Origin of the sequence: Streptomyces griseiscabiei (assembly GCF_020010925.1) — a bacterium.
Classification (GTDB): domain Bacteria; phylum Actinomycetota; class Actinomycetes; order Streptomycetales; family Streptomycetaceae; genus Streptomyces; species Streptomyces griseiscabiei.
Genome location: NZ_JAGJBZ010000001.1, coordinates 3284236 through 3301401, shown reverse-complemented (window position 1 = coordinate 3301401; position 17166 = coordinate 3284236). Strand labels below are relative to the sequence as shown.

The following is a 17166-nucleotide window of genomic DNA, read 5'->3' as shown; positions in this document are numbered from 1 at the left end:
TTCATGGGCGGTCGGCCGAAGTAGAGGGGTAACCCTCGAAGTCACCGCACTTCCCGGCCACTTCCGCCCCGGCCTCCGCAGTGCTTCCGAATCGGTTTTCGAAAGAAACACGCACGGTTGAACCGGTCCTCACGCGCCGCCGTGACGTTGAGCAGGGAGCCCGAGCACGATCGTGCACCCGTCACCGAAGGAACAGAGCCGACCCGATGTCCGTACCCAGCCCGTCCCCCGATCCGACGGCGGAAAAGGCACCGTCCACCGTCGCGACCGCGGCTCAGACGCGAGGAGACTCCGTGGCAACCGACGCACCGCCCCCCGCGAAGGCCGAACATCACCTCCCCTCACCCGAGGAGTTCACCGCGGTCCATGAGAGCGCGGAGTTCGCCGAACTGCGCCGCTCCTACCGCTCGTTCGCCTTCCCGCTGACCGTGGCCTTCATCGCCTGGTACCTGCTGTACGTCCTGCTCTCCAACTACGCGGGCGACTTCATGGGCACCAAGCTCTTCGGCAACATCAACGTCGCCTTCGTCTTCGGCGTCGCCCAGTTCGTCACCACGTTCCTCATCGCCTGGTGGTACTCGCGGCACGCAGCCGCGAAGCTCGACCCCAAGGCCGAGGCGATCAAGTCCCGGATGGAGGGCGGCGCATGAGCCCCGCAACGCAGACGATCCTCGCGGCCAACGAGGCCAGCGAGCACCGGCCGCTGATCATCACCCTGTTCGCGCTGTTCGTCCTCGCGACCCTCGGCATCACCGTCTGGGCCGGCCGCCAGACCAAGGACGCCGCCGACTTCTACGCGGGCGGCCGCCAGTTCAGCGCCTTCCAGAACGGCCTCGCGGTCTCCGGCGACTACATGTCCGCCGCGTCGTTCCTCGGTATCGCGGGCGCCATCGCCCTCTTCGGCTACGACGGCTTCCTCTACTCCATCGGCTTCCTGGTCGCCTGGCTGGTCGCCCTGCTGCTGGTCGCCGAGCCGCTGCGGAACTCCGGCCGCTACACCATGGGCGACGTCCTCGCGTACCGCATGCGCCAGCGCCCCGTGCGTACCGCCGCGGGTACCTCCACGATCGTCGTCTCGATCTTCTACCTGCTGGCCCAGATGGCGGGCGCGGGCGTCCTCGTCTCCCTGCTCCTCGGCATCACCTCCGACGCGGGCAAGATCCTCATCGTGGCCCTCGTCGGTCTGCTGATGATCGTCTACGTCTCCATCGGCGGTATGAAGGGCACCACCTGGGTCCAGATGGTGAAGGCCGTCCTGCTCATCGGCGGCACGCTCCTCATTACGTTCCTGGTGCTGCTGAAGTTCAACTTCAACATCTCCGATCTGCTCGGCACCGCCGCCGAGAACAGCGGCAAGGGCGCCGCCTTCCTGGAGCCCGGCCTGCAGTACGGCGCCACCGGCACCTCCAAGCTGGACTTCATCTCCCTCGGCATCGCCCTGGTCCTCGGCACCGCCGGTCTGCCGCACATCCTGATCCGCTTCTACACGGTGCCCAACGCCAAGGCCGCCCGTAAGTCCGTGAACTGGGCCATCGGCATCATCGGCGGCTTCTACCTGATGACCATCGCCCTCGGCTTCGGCGCCGCCGCGCTGATCTCCCAGGACGAGATCATCGCCTCCAACCCGTCGGGCAACACGGCGGCCCCGCTGCTCGCCCTGCATCTCGGCGGCGTCGACTCGGCCTGGGGCGCGATCCTGCTGGCCACCATCTCGGCGGTGGCCTTCGCGACGATCCTCGCCGTGGTCGCCGGCCTCACCCTGGCGTCCTCGTCCTCCTTCGCGCACGACATCTACGCCAACGTCATCCGCAAGGGACAGGCCTCCGGCGCCGAGGAGGTCCGCGCGGCCCGCTGGGCGACCGTCGCCATCGGCATCGTCTCCATCGGCCTCGGCGCCCTCGCCCGCGACCTGAACGTCGCCGGCCTCGTCGCCCTCGCCTTCGCGGTCGCGGCCTCCGCCAACCTGCCGACGATCCTCTACAGCCTCTTCTGGAAGAAGTTCACCACCCAGGGCGCGCTGTGGTCGATCTACGGCGGTCTGATCGTCGCCGTCGGCCTGGTGCTCTTCTCGCCCGTCGTCTCCGGCGACCCCAAGGCGATGTTCCCGGACGTCGGCTTCGCCTGGTTCCCGCTGAAGAACCCGGGCATCATCTCCATCCCGTTCGGCTTCCTCATGGGCTTCCTCGGCACGGTCCTGTCCAAGGAGAAGCCCGACGAGGCCAAGTACGCCGAGCTGGAGGTCCGCTCCCTCACCGGTACCGGAGCGCACTGAGCACCGAGACCTCGACACCGGCTTCGCGCGGGGCCGTCGTAGATCCCTACGGCGGCCCCGCGCCGTGTCTCGTGGGATCGGGCCCGTGATGTTGTCGGCGCGGTCACGTAGGCTCGCAGGTGTTCGGCAACCACTGACTCGAGAACCACCGATTCGACAACCCATGGTCTGACGCGGGAGGGGGCCCACGTGCTCATCGACACCTATGGCCGAGTGGCCACCGACCTCAGGGTCTCGCTGACCGACCGCTGCAATCTGCGCTGTACGTACTGCATGCCCGAGGAGGGCCTGCAGTGGCTGGCCAAGCCCGACCTGCTCGACGACGACGAGATCGTCCGTCTCATAGACATAGCCGTCCGCACCCTGGGCATCGAGGAGGTCCGCTTCACCGGTGGTGAACCCCTGCTGCGCCCCGGTCTGGTCGGCATCGTGGAGCGGGTGGCGGCCCTCGCCCCCCGTCCGCAGATGTCCCTCACCACCAACGGCATCGGCCTCAGGCGTACGGCGAAGGCCCTGAAGGCGGCCGGCCTGGACCGGGTGAACGTCTCCCTGGACACCCTCCGCCCGGACGTCTTCAAGGCCCTCACCCGCCGGGACCGCCTCAAGGACGTCCTCGAAGGCCTCGAAGCCGCCCGCGACGCGGACCTGACCCCCGTCAAGGTCAACTCCGTCCTGATGCCGGGCCTCAACGACGACGAGGCCCCGGACCTCCTGGCCTGGGCCGTCGAGCACGACTACGAGCTGCGGTTCATCGAGCAGATGCCCCTGGACGCCCAGCACGGCTGGAAGCGCGACGGCATGGTCACGGCCGGCGACATCCTGACCTCCCTGCGTACCCGCTTCGACCTCACCCACGAGGGCAAGGACGAGCGCGGCTCGGCCCCGGCGGAGCGCTGGGTCGTGGACGGCGGCCCCCACCGCGTGGGTGTCATCGCCTCCGTCACCCGCCCCTTCTGCTCGGCCTGCGACCGCACCCGTCTCACCGCCGACGGCCAGGTCCGCACCTGCCTCTTCGCCCGCGAGGAGACCGACCTGCGCGCCGCGCTGCGCTCGGGCGCCCCGGACGAGGAGATCGCCCGGATCTGGCGCCTGGCGATGTGGGGCAAGAAGGCGGGCGCCGGCCTGGACGACCCGTCCTTCGTGCAGCCGGACCGGCCGATGTCGGCGATCGGGGGCTGAGCGGACACGACCTGGGGCGGCCCTAGGACCCTTCTGGCGCGGGTTCCTCCCAGTCGTCCAACTTCACCACGTCCTTCAGGAATCCCCGCACCCCCAGGAACTGGGACAGATGCTCCCGGTGCTCCTCGCACGCGAGCCACGTCTTGCGCCGCTCCGGCGTGTGCAGTTTCGGGTTGTTCCAGGCGAGTACCCAGACCGCGTCCGCACGGCAGCCCTTGGCCGAGCAGATGGGGGAGGAGGGGTCGGAGCCGGGGACGTCGAGGATGTTCATCCGTCGACCCTAGCGGCACGGATCCAGCCGGAGAGAACCGGAGAAAAGGCGACGCCGAGCAGCCACGGGGGGAGCTGCCCGGCGTCGGTCTGTCGCTCCGACGGGGGATGCGGAGCGCGTACGAAGTATGTCACGGGTAGGCCTCTGCCCGGCACAGGAACTACATGATTGATCTGAGCATTTCTTGAGCTTGGCGGGTGGCCGGATTCCGCTTCGCGGACATCCCCGGTGCTCAGGCCCGCTCGCGCGGCTCACTGCGCCGACCGTCCGCGGGATCGGCCGCCGCGTCTTCCGGGAAGGGTTCCGCGGACGGCGTGATCATCGGCCGCATGGGGGCCCGTACGAACGTCGACGGCAGCGAGGGCGCGTTCTCCCGGCCCGCGTTGGCGATCACCACGGCGATGTACGGCAGCACCGCGCCGAGCACCAGTGCGACGACCGCGACGTGCCGTTCGACGTTCCAGAGGGTCGCGGCGGCGATCACCGCGAGGGTGCGTACGGACATCGAGATGATGTAGCGACGCTGCCGGGCGCGGACGTCGTCGGCGAGGCCCTGCCGGGCGCCCGTGATCCGGAAGACCTCGACGTTCTGCTGCTTCCGCATCACGTTCCACCACCCGCCTGTATCGGACGCTCCCCGGCCCGTGCCCGTCCGTGCCCGCTCCACGGAACACGGTCAGGACAGGCTCCACGTTACGCCGCGTCTGCGCCGCCTACGAGACCGGGTCACCTTCCACGGAGAGTGGAGGAGATGCGCCGCGCCGCGTACGGCCGTGCCCGACATGCGGCGTACCGCGGGCGGGCCGACACTGGGCGTACTGCTCACGTCGAGCCGTACGAGGAGGCAGCCATGGGCTGGTTGTGGGCGATCATCGTGGGATTCATCCTCGGCCTGTTGGCCAAGGCGATCCTCCCGGGCAAGCAGCACAGCCCGCTCTGGCTGACGACGATCTTCGGCATGCTGGGCGCGATCGTCGGCAACGCCGTCGCCCGCGGCTTCGGCGTCGAGGAGACCGCCGGTATCGACTGGAGCCGCCACATCTTCCAGCTCGTCGCCGCGATCATCATCGTCGCCCTCGGCGACATGGCCTACATGGCGACCCTGGGCAAGAGGAAGCAGCGCACCTGAGCCCAGGACGCGCCCCGAAGGGGCGCGGGGAACTGCGCGAGCAACCACGACGAGGTGGCAGCCGCCAGATCCCCGCGCCCCCGACGGCGTCTAGGCCCCGACGACCTCGACCGCCGCCAGATTCCTCTTGCCCCGCCGCAGCACCAGCCACCGCCCGTGAATGAGGTCCTCCGACGCCGGAACGGCGTCCTCGGCGGTGACCTTCACATTGTTCACGTACGCCCCGCCCTCCTTCACGGTCCGCCGCCCCGCGGACTTGCTGGGCACCAGCCCGACCTCGGCGAGGAGATCCACGACGGGCGCCAGCCCGGCGACCTTCGCGTGCGGCAGCTCGGACAGCGCCGCCGCCAGCGTCTTCTCGTCCAGCTCCGCCAGCTCGCCCTGCCCGAACAGCGCACGGGAGGCGGCGATCACCGCGGCCGTCTGCTCCGGGCCGTGCACCAGCGTCGTCAGCTCCTCGGCCAGCGCCCGCTGCGCGGCCCGCGCCTGCGGCCGCTCCTCGGTCTGCGCCTCCAACTCCTCCAGCTCCGCACGGGACTTGAAGGACAGGATCCGCATGTACCGGGTGATGTCGCGGTCGTCCACGTTCAGCCAGAACTGGTAGAACGCGTACGGCGTCGTCATCTCCGGGTCGAGCCAGACGGCGCCGCCCTCGGTCTTGCCGAACTTGGTGCCGTCCGCCTTGGTCATCAGCGGGGTGGCCAGCGCGTGCGCCTCCACACCGGGCTCCAGGCGGTGGATCAGGTCCAGGCCGGCCGTGAGGTTGCCCCACTGGTCGCTGCCGCCCTGCTGGAGTGTGCAGCCGTGCCTCCGGTAGAGCTGGAGGAAGTCCATGCCCTGGAGGATCTGGTAGCTGAACTCGGTGTAGCTGATGCCCTGGTCGGACTCCAGCCGCCGGGCGACGGAGTCCTTCGTCAGCATCTTGTTGACGCGGAAGTGCTTGCCGATGTCCCGCAGGAACTCGATGGCGGACAGGCCCTCGGTCCAGTCGAGGTTGTTGACCATGACGGCCGCGTTCTCGCCCTCGAAGGACAGGAACGGCTCGATCTGGGCGCGCAGCCTGCCGACCCAGCCCGCGACCGTCTCCGGGTCGTTCAGTGTGCGCTCCGCCGTCGGGCGGGGGTCGCCGATCAGACCCGTCGCGCCGCCGACCAGCGCCAGCGGCCGGTGCCCGGCCTGCTGGAGCCGGCGCACCGTGAGCACCTGCACCAGATGCCCGACGTGCAGGGACGGCGCGGTCGGGTCGAAACCGCAATAGAACGTGACAGGACCGTCCGCGAGCGCCTTGCGCAAGGCGTCCTCGTCGGTGGACAGGGCGAACAGCCCTCGCCACTTCAGCTCGTCGACGATGTCCGTCACGGTTCTCGTGTCTCCTCGATCGGGTCGCACCAGGTGAATCAGGTACGAGGTTATACGCCCTGGCTGACAGAACTCATATTGAAATCCGGCACCCGCAGCGCGGGCATCGCCGCCCTGGTGAAGTAGTCGCTCCACTCGCGCGGCAGCGTCTTCTCGGTCCGCCCCGCCTCGGTGGCCCGGCCGAGCAGGTCGACCGGCGACTCGTTGAACCGGAAGTTGTTGACCTCGCCCGTGACCTCGCCGTTCTCCACGAGGTAGACGCCGTCCCGGGTCAGCCCGGTCAGCAGCAGCGTCGCCGGGTCCACCTCGCGGATGTACCACAGGCAGGTCAGCAGCAGCCCGCGCCCGGTGTTCGCGACCATCTCCTCCAGGGAGCGGTCGTCACCGCCGTCCAGGATCAGATTGCCGATCGTCGGCACCACCGGCAGCCCGGTCAGGCCGGCGCTGTGCCGGGTGGTCGGCAGACGCGCGATCTCGCCCCGGCTGATCCAGTCCGTCGCCCCCAGCGGCAGCCCGTTGTCGAAGACCGAGCTGTCGCCGCCGGAGGAGTGGGCCAGCACGAACGGCGCGGACTCCAGGCCCGGCTCGTTCGGGTCGCTGCGCAGGCTCAGCGGCAGCTCGGTCAGCCGCTCGCCGATCCGGGTGCCACCGCCGGGCTTGCTGAACACGGTCCTGCCCTCGGCCGCGTCCCGCGCCGACGCCGACCACATCTGGTAGATCAGCAGATCCGCCACGGCCGTCGGCGGCAGCAGCGTCTCGTACCGCCCCGCCGGCAGCGGCACCCGCCGCTCGGCCCAGCCCAGCCGTACGGCCAGCTCGGCGTCCAGGGCCGCCGGGTCGACGTCCTTGAAGTCCCGGGTGGAGCGCCCCGCCCACGCCGAGCGCTTGCGGTCCGGCGACTTGGCGTTCAGCTCCAGCGTTCCGTTCGGCTGGTCGTGCCGCAGCCGCAGTCCGGTGGACGTACCGAGATAGCTGGAGACCAGCTCGTGGTTGGCGAAGCCGTACAGCTCCCGGCCGCCCGCACGCGCGCGGGCGAAGGACTCGCCGAGCGCCGGCGCGAAGTCGGCGAACACGGCGGAGGAGGTCTCGGCGGGCGCGTCCGTGAAGTCGGGGGAGTGCTCCACGCCCGTGATCAGCGGCTGCGCGTCCTCGGCGGGTCCCGCGCCGCGCGCGGCGGCCTCGGCGGCCCGCACCAGCGGCTCCAGCTCCTCGGCGGTGACCGCCGACCGCGACACCACCCCGGAGGCGGTGCCCTCCTTGCCGTCGACCAGGGCGACGACGGTCACCGACCGGCCCCGGGTGACCCCGTTCGTGGTCAGCGCGTTGCCCGCCCAGCGCAGGTTCGCCGTCGAGTACTCGTCGGCGATCACCACACAGCCGTCGGCGCGGGAGAGTCCGAGGGCCCGCTCGACGATCTCGTGGGGCTTGTGGGCCTTGCTGTCACGGGCGCTCATCGACCGGCCTCCTGCGTGGTGTTGAGGATGTTGACGCCCTTGAAGAGGGCCGACGGGCAGCCGTGCGAGACCGCGGCGACCTGGCCCGGCTGGGCCTTGCCGCAGTTGAAGGCGCCGCCGAGGACGTACGTCTGCGGCCCGCCCAAGGCCGCCATGGACCCCCAGAAGTCGGTGGTCGTGGCCTGGTAGGCGACGTCCCGCAGCTGTCCGGTGATCCGCCCGTTCTCGATCCGGAAGAACCGCTGCCCGGTGAACTGGAAGTTGTAGCGCTGCATGTCGATGGACCACGACCGGTCCCCGACCACGTAGATCCCCCGGTCGACCCCGCCGATCAGGTCCTCGGTGGACATGCCCGCCGGGTCCGGCCGCAGCGACACGTTCGCCATCCGCTGCACCGGCACATGCCCGGGGGAGTCGGCGTACGCACAGCCGTTGGACCGCCCGAGACCGGTCAACCTCGCGATACGGCGGTCGAGTTGATAGCCGACGAGCGTCCCGTCCCGCACCAGGTCCCAGCTCTGGCACTCCACGCCCTCGTCGTCGTACCCGATGGTCGCCAGACCGTGCTCGGCGGTGCGGTCACCGGTGACGTTCATCAGCTCGGAGCCGTACCGCAGCTTGTGGAGCTTGTCGAAGGTGGCGAAGGACGTACCGGCGTAGGCGGCCTCGTAGCCGAGCGCGCGGTCCAGCTCGGTGGCGTGCCCGATGGACTCGTGGATGGTCAGCCACAGGTTGGAGGGGTCCACCACCAGGTCGTAGACGCCCGCCTCGACGCTGGGCGCCCGCATCTTCTCGGCGAGCAGCTCCGGGATGCGCGCCAGCTCGTCGTCCCAGTCCCAGCCGGTGCCCGTCACGTACTCCCAGCCGCGCCCGGCCGGCGGCGCCAGCGTCCGCATCGAGTCGAACTCTCCGCTGGACTCGTCGACCGACACCGCCGTCAGCGACGGATGCAGCCGGACCCGCTGCTGGGTGGTCACGGTCCCGGCGGTGTCCGCGTAGAACTTGTTCTCGTGCACGGCGAGCAGCGAGGCGTCGACATGGTTGATCCCGTCGGCCGCCAGCAGCCGCGCGCTCCACTGCGCCAGCAGCGCGGACTTCTCCTCGTCGGGGACGGCGAAGGGGTCGATCCCGTACGACGAGACCCAGGTCTTCTCCGCGTGCACCGGCTCGTCGGCCAGCTCGACCCTCTCGTCGGACCCGGCGGCCTTGATGACCTGCGCCGACAGCTTGGCCATCGCCACGGCCTGCGAGGCGACCTTCGCGGCGGCGTCCATCGTCAGATCCACCCCGGACGCGAACCCCCAGGTCCCGCCGTGCACCACCCGTACCGCGTACCCCAGATCCGTCGTGTCCGACGACCCGGCCGGCTTCGCGTCCCGCAGCCGCCAGGAGGCGCTCCGCACCCGCTCGAACCGGAAGTCCGCGTGCTCGGCACCGAGGGCCCGGGCACGGGCGAGCGCGGCGTCGGCCAGGGCGCGTAGGGGGAGTGCCAGGAACGACTGATCGACTGCATGGGGCACGGGTGGGAGTCCCTTCGGGCGCTTGCCTGTGATGGCCGTCGGAGGCAGTGAATCATGGGGCACGGACAACGGGCACAGACAAAAGGCGGGCACGGGGAACCAACTCCCGTGCCCGCCGCGAACTTCGTGTACGACGTGGCCTCAGCCGTGCGCGGCCGAGCCCGCCGCGAGTGCGGTGAACGCCGTCCAGGCGGATGGTGTGACGGTGAGGGGACGGATGCTCTTGTCCTTGGAGTCGCGAACGTGGACCGCTTCGGGGCGCACGGCGACTTCGAGGCAGTTGCCGCCGCCACTGCCGCTGTAGCTGCTCTTGAACCAGGCCAGTTCGGTGCTCATAGCGCTCCTTGCATCTCCCTCAGCAGGTCCACCGTGGCCATACGACTCAGGGCCTGTGAGCGCATCTTCCCATAGCGCTGGAGCATGGAACTCACCAATTTCGGCTCCGCCAGGAGGGTGCTGCTGCCGTGGCCCTCGACGTAACCGACCCACTGGTGATTGTCACGTTCAGCGAGGTACATCTGGCCGTCGACGCCGGAGTGATCCTCCTGCCGGAGGGGCATGACGAGGATCTCGACGTTTCGGCGGGTGCCGTGTTCCAAGAGGTTGGCGATGACCTCCCGTGCCACCTCTTTGCCTCCCAGTCGGCGTTCCAGTACGGCCTGCTCGATGAGGAAGGAGAACGCGGTGTTCGGGCGCTCGTCCAGCAGCCGCTGCCGTTCCTGCCGTGCGGCTACCTGTCGCTCGAACTGCTCCTCCGACAAGGGCGGAATCTGTCGGTCGAAGATCGCCCGGATGTACCCTTCCGGCTGCAACAACCCCGGCACCGCCCGGCACTCATACGCGTACAAGGAGATCGCCTCCTCCTCGATCCCCGCCCACTGCCGGAACCAGGACGCCAGCCCCGCCCGCCTCGTCAGACTCTTCGCCGCCGCCGTGAGGACCTTGAGCGCGACCGGCCCCAACGCCTCCGCCGCCCGCTCCGGCAGATCCGTGGGAGGGAACCGCTTCCCCTGCTCGATCTTGGCGATGTACGCGTGCGAGTACCGCACCCGCAGAGCGAACTCCTCCTGCGTCAGGCCGGATTCCTCCCGCAGTGCCTTCAGGACCGCCCCGAAGGTCCTGAGGCTGTCGGAGAGTTCCGCCTCGGTGCCGCTGGTGCCGTTCTCTGCGCCGCCCTGGTCCGCAGTCATCGCCGCGCGCCTCCCGTGCTCATCCGTCCACGCCCTCGCCGGTCCCCGCTCCCACCGGCCCAACCGCCCGATCCGACCAGCGTCACGGGGAGTTATCCACCCAGTCCAGAGTGTGTACCGGTACAGCCGTGTCTGTATGGGCGTCGTCCCTGTTGGCGGACCGAAGGACGACACGACGCTGGTCGCATGCCAGTGCCACCGGCCCAGGAGGCCGTTACCGTAAGTGTGTTCGTGCGGCGTTTCCCGGCCACACGCCGAGGAGCCCGCCTCGCCCGGCGGACCGCCCGGTACCGGCTCGACCTGTGGGACGTGCCGTACGGCAGCCCCGCATCCGACACCGTCGCCCTCGTCGTCGCCGAACTCGCCGCCAACGCCGCGCTGCACGGCCGCGACTTCGAGCTGCGGCTCAAGTACGCCCGTACGCACGCTCCTGCCGAGGGCGTCGTACGCGTCGAGGTGTCCGACACGCACCCGAGGCACCCCGGGCCTCCGGAACCGCCGACCGGTGATCCGGCGGACGCCGAGGGCGGCAGAGGGCTGCTCATCGTCGAGGCCGTCGCGGCGCGTTGGGGCGTCGAGGAGCGCACGGGGCCCGGCAAGACCGTATGGGCGGAGTGCGCGGTGGACGTAGTGGACACGAGATCGCTGCGGCGGACCATCCGAGCAAGGAGGTCGGGGAGCTCCTGAAGCGGCTCGGTGCTGACGGGTGGACGCTCAGGTCCGAGGGCCACTGGCGCACGCTGTACTGCCCGTGCCCGCTGACATGCTGAGCGCGGCCATCGGGGTTCTGGGCCCTGGCCCTTGTCCTTGCCCTGAAGAGCGTGAAGTAGCTGCGGCAACACCGGGCATGCAGGTGGCTGGCCGGACAGTCACGCGAGCGATGGCCACCGGCCGGCGGCCCACTCCAGCCGTCCTGACCACCCAGGAGGCGGACCTCCTACCTCGTGTCCATCAGGTTCCGTGGCGTTGGGATCCTCGAACAGCGTGCTCCAGTGCAAGATGTCCGTCTCGCTCATCACGAAGGTGTGATCAGGGGAGGTTCCCCCTCCACCCCAACCGCGTCCCCACTACCGTGAGTTCATGTCCAGCAAGCGCTGCATGTCCAGCAGGAGCAACAAGGCACGCAAGGCCCGGCAGCCCGCCGCTGTCCCTCCCGGTGCGCTGGGGGGCAGCAACCACGCCCAGTTCGCCGAGGAGAGTGAACGACTGGCGGAGCGATGTCCGGAAGAGCGTGAGGAGCTGCTTCGCGAGGCCGCCGAGGCATGGCTCGACGCCGGAGAGCACGAGCGGGCGGTCGCGCTCTACGAGCGGCTGCTCGACCCGGCGTCGGGCGGCTGCCGGGAGCCGGACATCGTGGACGCCTGGCGTATCAACGCGCTGTGGGAGGCCGGGAAGGAGGATGTGGCCCGCGCCGCCGCTGCCGCGTTCCGCGCGCGGCACCCCCGGGACCCGGCCGCCTGGAGCATCGTCGCCGAGGTCTTCGAGGCCGGGGGCGAGACGGCGAAGGCCGCCGAGTGGTTCACGTCCGGGGTCACACATGCCTTGGGCGTCGGCGCCACCGTGACGGCCGACGTGGTCGCCGATTCCCCGGACTCCTTCGGTCTGGAGGAACTCGTCATCGGCCGCCACCGAGTACGGCGACTGCTCGGCGAACCGCACGACGACTGGGACCACCTGGCAGACGCACTGCACGAACAACGTGCCAGCCTCGCGGGGGGCGGCCGGGTGCGCCCGCTGGATGAGTTGCACGATCCACTTCGCAGGAAGCGGCTGGAGGCCGGGGGCACAGATGCCGTGCTGGCCGAGTTCGAGGCGCTCGCGCACGACTTCGCCGAAGACGAGCTGCTGTCTTCCGGCCGGCTGAAGACCTGTGTTCTGTTCTGGCCGCCGGGAGAGTTCGCGCGGCTGCTCCAGCGCCTGCCGTCCGTCGTGGAGGCGTACGGCGACGACCACGCGGACTATCGTCGCCAGGTCGAACGGACACTGCGCGAGCTGTCCGACGAGGGCGCCCCACGCCTGGCGGTCGGCCGGGCGACGGTGGGCGATCTGACGGCGTACGCGGAGGCGACGGGAAGCGGTTCCCTCGACACTCCGGCGGTCCGGTCCGCGTACGCCGCCGAACTGGCCCGCACGGGGCAGGCGGTCGACTGGCCGCCGCCGCGCAACGGACCGTGCTGGTGCGGCTCGGAGCGCAAGTACAAGAAGTGCTGTGGGGATCCCGCACTCAGGTGATCCACTTTGCCATGGGGTGCTGTCTGTGGGGTTCCCACAGACAGCACCCCATGGCCCTGTCGCTCCCCTAGTCCGTTCCCGGCGCGGCGGACGGATAGGTTCGGGGGTGACAGACCTGGTGCCAGACCCGGTACCAGACTTCAGAACGAAAGGGTGATCCGTTGAGCCGCTCGGTTCTCGTCACCGGAGGCAACCGGGGCATCGGCCTCGCCATCGCCCGCGCGTTCGCCGACGCCGGCGACAAGGTCGCCATCACCTACCGCTCGGGGGAGCCGCCGGCCGGCTTCCTCGCCGTCAAGTGCGACATCACCGACCCCGAGCAGGTGGAGCAGGCCTACAAGGAGATCGAGGCCGAGCACGGCCCGGTCGAGGTCCTGATCGCCAACGCCGGCGTCACCAAGGACCAGCTGCTGATGCGGATGACCGAGGAGGACTTCACCTCGGTCGTCGACACCAACCTCACGGGCACCTTCCGGGTCGTCAAGCGAGCCAACCGCGGCATGCTGCGCGCGAAGAAGGGCCGTGTCGTTCTCATCTCCTCGGTCGTGGGCCTCTACGGTTCGCCGGGGCAGGCCAACTACGCCGCCTCCAAGGCGGGCCTGGTCGGCTTCGCGCGCTCCCTCGCCCGTGAGCTGGGCTCGCGCAACATCACCTTCAACGTCGTCGCCCCCGGCTTCGTCGACACCGACATGACGAAGGTGCTCACCGACGAGCAGCGCGCGGGCATCGTGAAGCAGGTGCCGCTCGGCCGGTACGCGCAGCCCGAGGAGATCGCCGCGACGGTGCGGTTCCTCGCCTCGGACGACGCCTCGTACATCACTGGAGCCGTCATCCCCGTAGACGGCGGACTGGGAATGGGTCACTGATCACCATGAGCGGAATCCTCGAGGGCAAGCGCGTCCTGATCACCGGTGTGCTGATGGAGTCCTCCATCGCCTTCCACACCGCCAAGCTGGCCCAGGAGCAGGGCGCCGAGATCATCCTCACGGCCTTTCCCCGGCCCACGCTGACCGAGCGCATCGCCAGGAAGCTCCCCAGGCCCACCAAGGTCATCGAGCTGGACGTCACCAACGACGAACACCTCGGGCGGCTGGCCGACATCGTCGGTGAGGAGCTGGGCGGCCTCGACGGCGTCGTGCACTCCATCGGCTTCGCCCCGCAGGACGCCCTCGGCGGCAACTTCCTCAACACGCCGTTCGAGTCCGTCGCCACCGCGATGCACGTCTCGGCGTACTCCCTGAAGTCGCTGACCATGGCCTGCCTGCCGCTGATGCAGAACGGCGGCTCGGTCGTCGGTCTGACCTTCGACGCGAAGTTCGCCTGGCCGCAGTACGACTGGATGGGCCCGGCCAAGGCCGCCCTGGAGGCCACCAGCCGTTACGTCGCCCGTGACCTGGGCAAGCAGAACATCCGCTGCAACCTGGTCTCCGCCGGTCCGCTCGCCTCCATGGCCGCCAAGTCCATCCCGGGCTTCGGCGAGCTGGCGGCCGTGTGGGACGACCGTTCGCCGCTGGAGTGGGACCTCAAGGACCCCGAGCCGGCCGGCCGCGGTGTCGTCGCGCTGCTCAGCGACTGGTTCCCGAAGACCACCGGCGAGATCATCCACGTCGACGGCGGGCTGCACGCGATCGGCGCCTGAACGCCACCGCCACAGGCAGTACGCCGGTTCGAGGGCGCGCATCCATTCGGGTGCGCGCCCTCGCCGTACTCCTGTCCGCCGGAATCGTCACTCGTTCGGCTCATCCGGCGGGCCGTCGGGGCCGGGTGCCGCGCACGCTGGACGTGCACCGCTCAGCCACTCGGCCGAGGAGGTCCCCCTTGTGCGCGTCTCCCGCAGCGTCGCCCCAGCTGTCGTCGCCCTGGCCCTTGTCCTCACCCTTCCGTCCGAGTCGGCACCGCACGCGCGCGTAGCGGCGGACGACGGCAAGCCCGATCCGTTCGGGGCGGCCTGCCACAGCACCGTCACCGGCTCCCAGGTGGTCGCGCACTGCTTCAACCCCTACGCCTCCGTCGACCACGTCCGGCTGCACATCGAGTGCGCGCGGTGGTGGGACATCGACAGCGACAGCGCGGCCGTCGAGACGGCGCCCGCGCGGACCGTACGCCTCACCGGGCGCTGCTGGAAGGAGGTCCGGTCGGTGTGGTTCAGCCACCGGCGGGGGGCGGACTGACCCGGGCCGGACGGCAGTGGAACGGATAGCCGGCCGCCTCCGCCGCGGCGGTCTTCGTGTCGCCCGCGCGGATCGCGTCCACGAGCCGGGTGTGGTCCATGTACGTCTCCGGGGTCAGCTCCTCGCCCACGTCACCGCGCAGCCAGTCCCGCAGGACCTCGCCCAGGTCGGCGTAGACGGTCGTCACGACGTCGTTGTGGGACGCGGCGACGACGGCCAGGTGGAAGGTCGCGTCGGCGGTCACGAAGGCCTCCGCGTCGCCCGAGGCCCACGCCTCCTCACGCCGGGCCAGGAGCGTGTCGAGCTGCTTCAGGTCCTTCTCGGTGCGCCGCTCGGCGGCCAGCTTCGCGGCGCTCGACTCCAGGGCGGAGCGCAGCTCGGCGATGTGCGTCGGATCGGCGCCCGCGAAGCGGCGGTGCATCACGCCCGCGAGTTCGCTCGTCGCGACGACATAGGTGCCGGAGCCCTGGCGGATGTCCAGCAGACCGTTGTGCGCGAGCGCGCGCACGGCCTCGCGGACCGTGTTCCGGGCGACGCCCAGCTGCTCGACGAGTTCGGGCTCGGTGGGGATACGGGAGCCCACCGGCCACTCGCCCGAGGTGATCTGGTTCCGTAGCGCGGCGATGACCTGCTCGGACAGCGCCGATCGGCGGGGATGGCTCAGCGGCATGGCACACCTTCGCACGGACGGGCCGACCGGGAGAGGCCGGGCCATGGACAACCAATCATCCTATGATTCTATGATGGGTCTCATGAGTGAGGAGACTTTGACGCCGACATCCACCACACCCCCATCGACCATGCCCGCATCCACCGCCCAGGGACGCGTCCCGTCCGAACAGCCCCGCTCCGGGGGCCCGTCGTCGTCCACGCGCGCGTGGACGACCCGTCTGGTGGTCGTGGGCATCGTCCTGACCGCGCTCAACCTCCGCCCCGCCATCACCAGCCTCGGCGCCCTCCTCGAAGAGGTGCGCGTCGGGCTCGGCATGAGCGGCGGCGTCGCCGGTCTCCTCACCTCCGTACCCCCGCTCTGCTTCGCCCTCTTCGGCGTCATGGCCCCCCGGCTCGCCCGCCGCTTCGGCCCGGCCGCCGTCGTCTGCGCGGGCATGGCCGCGATCGCGGGCGGCCTGCTGCTGAGGCCGTACGCCGGCGGTACGGCCGGCTTCGTGGCCGCGAGCGCCCTCGCCCTGATGGGCATCGCCGTCAGCAACGTCCTGATGCCGGTCATCGTCAAGCGCTGGTTCCCGGACCGCGTCGGCTCCATGACGGGCCTGTACTCCATGGCCCTCGCCCTCGGCACCTCGTCCGCCGCCGCCGTCACCGTGCCCATGACCGCGGCGCTGGGCGGCAGTTGGCAGACCGGCCTCGCCGTCTGGGCGGGCCTCGCGGCGGCGGCCGTACTGCCCTGGCTGCCCTTCGTGCGGGACCGCGACCGCCGCCGGGCCGGGGAGACCCCCGCGCGCGGGACGGCACCCGCCGGCACGGCACCCGCGCCCGAGGACGGGCCCGCCCTCCGGATCACCCGGAGCCGTACCGCCTGGGCGCTCGCCGTGTTCTTCGGCCTCCAGGCGACCGCCGCCTACATCACCATGGGGTGGATGGCGCAGATCTTCCGGGACGCGGGGGTCCCGGCCGGCACGGCGGGGCTGCTGCTGGCCGTCACCATGGCGATGGGCGTACCGCTGGCCTTCGTCATCCCCCGGCTCGCCACCCGGCTGCCCCACCAGGGCCCCATCGCGGTCGCCCTGGGCGTCTGCGGGCTCCTCGGCTACGGCGGGCTCTATCTGGCCCCGGCCGGGGGAGCCTGGGCGTGGGCGCTGCTGATCGGTGTCTCCAACTGCTCCTTCCCGCTGGCGCTCACCATGGTCGGCATGCGGGCCGGGACCGGCGCGGGGGTGGCCAGGCTGTCCGCCTTCGCCCAGAGCACGGGGTACCTGATCTCCGTCCCCGGCCCGCTCCTCGTCGGCGTCCTGTACCAGCACAGCGGCGGCTGGGGACTGCCCCTCGCCCTGATGGCGGCCCTGATGGTCCCGCAGATCGCGGCGGGCGTCCTGGCGGGCCGCGACCGGGTGGTGGAGGACGAGGCGGCCCGCTGACGGCCCCCGGGCCGCCAGGCGGTCCGCTGCGCCCCCCGGCGGCCTCGCGGCGGGCCGGGGGTGCGAGACTGGGCGTATGCCAGTGCTCGACCCGAACCCCCAGAACGGCCAGAAGAAGATGCTCCTGGTCTTCGGCTCGTTCCTCGCCATCTTCGTCGTCATCGGGATCATCGCGGTCATCGCGTCACCCTGAGCGGCACGGCGGTCGCGTCGGCGTGACCGCCGGCCTGATCGTCGGCGTGACCGCCGCCGTGACCGCCGGGGTGGGGATATCCCCCCGTCCCCTAGGGGGT

Annotated in this window: 19 protein-coding genes; 11 read left to right on the top strand and 8 right to left on the bottom strand. The window is 70.5% G+C overall.

From position 1 onward, the window contains the following. Positions 1–293 precede the first annotated feature (293 nt). The 3 genes from J8M51_RS14365 to moaA all read left to right on the top strand — a co-directional run bounded on the left by J8M51_RS14365 (position 294) and on the right by moaA (position 3451). Positions 294–650 carry a DUF485 domain-containing protein gene (locus J8M51_RS14365; protein ID WP_086757478.1) on the top strand — a complete coding sequence of 119 codons (357 nt, stop codon included), beginning with the start codon at positions 294–296 and terminating at the stop codon, positions 648–650. Then, on the top strand, positions 647–2272 hold the full coding sequence (locus tag J8M51_RS14360) for a solute symporter family protein (RefSeq protein WP_086757477.1): 1626 nt from the start codon (positions 647–649) through the stop codon (positions 2270–2272). Before J8M51_RS14365 ends, J8M51_RS14360 begins: the two co-directional genes overlap by 4 nt. A gap of 189 nt (positions 2273–2461) precedes the next feature. Beyond that, entirely contained in the window at positions 2462–3451 is a 990-nt protein-coding gene (gene moaA, locus J8M51_RS14355; RefSeq protein ID WP_216590715.1) for a GTP 3',8-cyclase MoaA, read from the top strand. Positions 3452–3473: 22 nt separating this feature from the next. Here the strand turns inward: moaA and J8M51_RS14350 are convergent, their stop codons facing one another. Both J8M51_RS14350 and J8M51_RS14345 read right to left on the bottom strand, forming a co-directional pair. Next, positions 3474–3722 (bottom strand): hypothetical protein, encoded by a 249-nt coding sequence (locus J8M51_RS14350; protein WP_086757473.1) that lies wholly within the window; start codon positions 3720–3722, stop codon positions 3474–3476. Between the two features lie 232 nt (positions 3723–3954). Then, positions 3955–4326 (bottom strand): DUF3099 domain-containing protein, encoded by a 372-nt coding sequence (locus J8M51_RS14345; RefSeq protein WP_086757472.1) that lies wholly within the window; start codon positions 4324–4326, stop codon positions 3955–3957. A gap of 246 nt (positions 4327–4572) precedes the next feature. On the opposite strand from J8M51_RS14345, the gene J8M51_RS14340 reads away from it, so the two are divergent. Beyond that, a complete protein-coding gene (locus J8M51_RS14340; RefSeq protein WP_086757470.1) occupies positions 4573–4851 on the top strand; it encodes a GlsB/YeaQ/YmgE family stress response membrane protein in 279 nt (92 codons plus the stop codon). A gap of 90 nt (positions 4852–4941) precedes the next feature. Here the strand turns inward: J8M51_RS14340 and tyrS are convergent, their stop codons facing one another. The 5 genes from tyrS to J8M51_RS14315 all read right to left on the bottom strand — a co-directional run bounded on the left by tyrS (position 4942) and on the right by J8M51_RS14315 (position 10374). Further along, complete coding sequence (gene tyrS, locus J8M51_RS14335; RefSeq protein WP_086757468.1) at positions 4942–6210, bottom strand: tyrosine--tRNA ligase; 1269 nt, start codon at positions 6208–6210, stop codon at positions 4942–4944. A gap of 50 nt (positions 6211–6260) precedes the next feature. Continuing rightward, positions 6261–7664, bottom strand: coding sequence for a metallopeptidase TldD-related protein (locus tag J8M51_RS14330; protein WP_086757466.1), 1404 nt, complete (start codon positions 7662–7664; stop codon positions 6261–6263). Further along, the gene (locus tag J8M51_RS14325) at positions 7661–9184 is read right to left on the bottom strand and encodes a TldD/PmbA family protein (protein WP_086757464.1); all 1524 of its coding nucleotides are present in this window, start codon (positions 9182–9184) and stop codon (positions 7661–7663) included. The genes J8M51_RS14330 and J8M51_RS14325 overlap by 4 nt, the downstream gene beginning before the upstream one ends. Positions 9185–9325: 141 nt before the next feature. Continuing rightward, positions 9326–9520, bottom strand: coding sequence for a DUF397 domain-containing protein (locus J8M51_RS14320; RefSeq protein WP_086757462.1), 195 nt, complete (start codon positions 9518–9520; stop codon positions 9326–9328). Then, on the bottom strand, positions 9517–10374 hold the full coding sequence (locus tag J8M51_RS14315) for a helix-turn-helix domain-containing protein (protein WP_086757461.1): 858 nt from the start codon (positions 10372–10374) through the stop codon (positions 9517–9519). Before J8M51_RS14315 ends, J8M51_RS14320 begins: the two co-directional genes overlap by 4 nt. 186 nt (positions 10375–10560) lie before the next feature. Between J8M51_RS14315 and J8M51_RS14310 the strand changes: the two genes are divergently transcribed. The 5 genes from J8M51_RS14310 (at position 10561) to J8M51_RS14290 (ending at position 14777) form a co-directional block, all read left to right on the top strand. Next, positions 10561–11061, top strand: coding sequence for an ATP-binding protein (locus J8M51_RS14310; RefSeq protein ID WP_179203184.1), 501 nt, complete (start codon positions 10561–10563; stop codon positions 11059–11061). A gap of 393 nt (positions 11062–11454) precedes the next feature. Next, positions 11455–12606 carry an SEC-C domain-containing protein gene (locus tag J8M51_RS14305; RefSeq protein WP_086757487.1) on the top strand — a complete coding sequence of 384 codons (1152 nt, stop codon included), beginning with the start codon at positions 11455–11457 and terminating at the stop codon, positions 12604–12606. A gap of 161 nt (positions 12607–12767) precedes the next feature. Next, positions 12768–13472, top strand: a complete 705-nt coding sequence (gene fabG, locus J8M51_RS14300; protein WP_086757457.1) for a 3-oxoacyl-[acyl-carrier-protein] reductase — start codon at positions 12768–12770, stop codon at positions 13470–13472. A 5-nt stretch (positions 13473–13477) separates the two neighbouring features. Beyond that, positions 13478–14245 (top strand): enoyl-ACP reductase FabI, encoded by a 768-nt coding sequence (gene fabI, locus J8M51_RS14295; protein ID WP_086757455.1) that lies wholly within the window; start codon positions 13478–13480, stop codon positions 14243–14245. A 181-nt stretch (positions 14246–14426) separates the two neighbouring features. After that, positions 14427–14777, top strand: a complete 351-nt coding sequence (locus tag J8M51_RS14290) for a hypothetical protein (RefSeq protein WP_086757453.1) — start codon at positions 14427–14429, stop codon at positions 14775–14777. Here J8M51_RS14290 and J8M51_RS14285 read toward each other — a convergent pair. Continuing rightward, entirely contained in the window at positions 14752–15447 is a 696-nt protein-coding gene (locus tag J8M51_RS14285; protein ID WP_086757451.1) for a FadR/GntR family transcriptional regulator, read from the bottom strand. The two genes, J8M51_RS14290 and J8M51_RS14285, sit on opposite strands and share 26 nt — an antisense overlap. A 130-nt stretch (positions 15448–15577) precedes the next feature. Between J8M51_RS14285 and J8M51_RS14280 the strand changes: the two genes are divergently transcribed. Continuing rightward, positions 15578–16873 carry a CynX/NimT family MFS transporter gene (locus tag J8M51_RS14280; RefSeq protein ID WP_398856060.1) on the top strand — a complete coding sequence of 432 codons (1296 nt, stop codon included), beginning with the start codon at positions 15578–15580 and terminating at the stop codon, positions 16871–16873. Positions 16874–16949: 76 nt separating this feature from the next. Next, on the top strand, positions 16950–17066 hold the full coding sequence (locus tag J8M51_RS14275) for an SGM_5486 family transporter-associated protein (RefSeq protein ID WP_086757448.1): 117 nt from the start codon (positions 16950–16952) through the stop codon (positions 17064–17066). Positions 17067–17166: the final 100 nt, after the last annotated feature.